Below are 1,304 nucleotides of genomic sequence, written 5' to 3'. Positions count from 1 at the left end.
ATCTCGGCGACGACGTGATCTATTCGGGCACTGTCTCGGCGGCCATGGAAGGTCGGGTTGAAAAAACAAGATGGGCTCAGGCGTGCGGCACGATCAGCTTCAGGCCCTTGAAGTAGTCGCGGTAAAACGTGTCGTTCCAGGTGATCAGGCCATCGCACTGCAGCAGTGCGTGGGCGCCGACCATGAAATCGTCCAGGCTGCGGCGGCTGCCGCTGCGCTGGCGGTGGCGGCGGTGCATTTCACCGGCGCGCAGGGCCGATTTGGCTTCCAGTGCATTGAAGTGCACGCCCATTTCTTCCAGCGCTTCCAGCACTTCGGCACCGCCGCGCAGCGAGGCGCAGACTTCAGCCAGGGTCGCGCCACAGACCACCACGCGGCCACCCACCAGGCTCTGCCTGAGGATGGCTTCAACGGCATCGGCCTGCGGGCCATTGCTGAGCAGCTCGACCAGCACCGGGGAATCGACGGCGATCATCACGGCTTAGTCCTCGTCGCGCACGGCGCGCACGGCCGCCTCGGCCGAATCAAAGCCATCGAGCGCGAACTTGCCGCGTGCCCGTGAAATGGCATCGTCAACGCTCTTGCGAAGGATGATGCGGCTGCCATCCAGCTCGACCTTCAGCAGCGTGCCCTTGGTCAGGCCGAGGGCATCACGTACCGCCTTGGGCAGGGTGATCTGCCCGCGTTCTGCAACAGTGGCTTCCATCGGCAGACCCTCTTCGGTATGCACAAATTATACATACTTTGGCATACATACCGCTACACGTGCGCCGTTTCCCGCTGCTACCCAAGCGATGTGCGGGTGAAAATGAACGAATTCACCATGAGTCGCATCAGGCCTGCATCTTGCAAGTGCATGCCGCCATGACGCGATGCAAGCGCCGCTTTGTGTCGCGATCAGACCGCTCGAACGCCTTGGAAACGACGCCGCGCGCCCACCGGCACCGGGCGAAGTGCGCAGCCCATCCCATCTCCCTGGACCGGCTGAACCGATCTTCAGGCACATCCACGCCCCCCTGCTTACGGTCATACCCACCTCCCCAGGCCGTTCCGTACGTGCGCCAACAAGGCCCACGCCGCGCGCCCTGCAAGACCGCAGGATCCAGCACCATGCTCTACCGGGTACTCCATTCGTTCTCGTTCTCTCCGACCTGCTCCGCAGACCTGCCACCGTTCGACACCGGTGCCGCCCACCATGCGCAGTACCTGTCCGCAGATGCCCTGGCCACGCTGGTCAACCGGCAGATACCCGACGCGACGCTCGATACCGCGCGGCAGCAGGCACGTGAAGCACTGAACGACCA

4 protein-coding genes are annotated in these 1,304 nt (G+C 63.6%); 2 read left to right on the top strand and 2 right to left on the bottom strand.

Annotation, left to right across the window (positions count from 1 at the left end):
- Positions 1 to 116 (top strand): 5'/3'-nucleotidase SurE (locus tag ACQKDV_RS19600; protein ID WP_427785886.1); only part of this gene is annotated, 116 nt, incomplete at its 5' end.
- Here ACQKDV_RS19600 and ACQKDV_RS19595 read toward each other — a convergent pair.
- Both ACQKDV_RS19595 and ACQKDV_RS19590 read right to left on the bottom strand, forming a co-directional pair.
- The gene (locus tag ACQKDV_RS19595; protein ID WP_427785885.1) at positions 77 to 475 is read right to left on the bottom strand and encodes a type II toxin-antitoxin system VapC family toxin; all 399 of its coding nucleotides are present in this window, start codon (positions 473 to 475) and stop codon (positions 77 to 79) included. The genes ACQKDV_RS19600 and ACQKDV_RS19595 overlap by 40 nt on opposite strands.
- 6 nt (positions 476 to 481) lie before the next feature.
- Entirely contained in the window at positions 482 to 706 is a 225-nt protein-coding gene (locus ACQKDV_RS19590; protein WP_427785884.1) for an AbrB/MazE/SpoVT family DNA-binding domain-containing protein, read from the bottom strand.
- A 404-nt stretch (positions 707 to 1,110) separates the two neighbouring features.
- Here ACQKDV_RS19590 and ACQKDV_RS19585 point away from each other — a divergent pair.
- On the top strand, positions 1,111 to 1,304 hold a 194-nt coding region (locus tag ACQKDV_RS19585), incomplete at its 3' end, for a hypothetical protein (protein WP_427785883.1).

The sequence above is a fragment of the Stenotrophomonas sp. NPDC077659 genome (assembly GCF_050268705.1).
Classification (GTDB): domain Bacteria; phylum Pseudomonadota; class Gammaproteobacteria; order Xanthomonadales; family Xanthomonadaceae; genus Stenotrophomonas.
The sequence above is the reverse complement of the archived record's forward strand: the minus strand, read 5'-3'. Positions and strand labels throughout refer to the sequence as shown.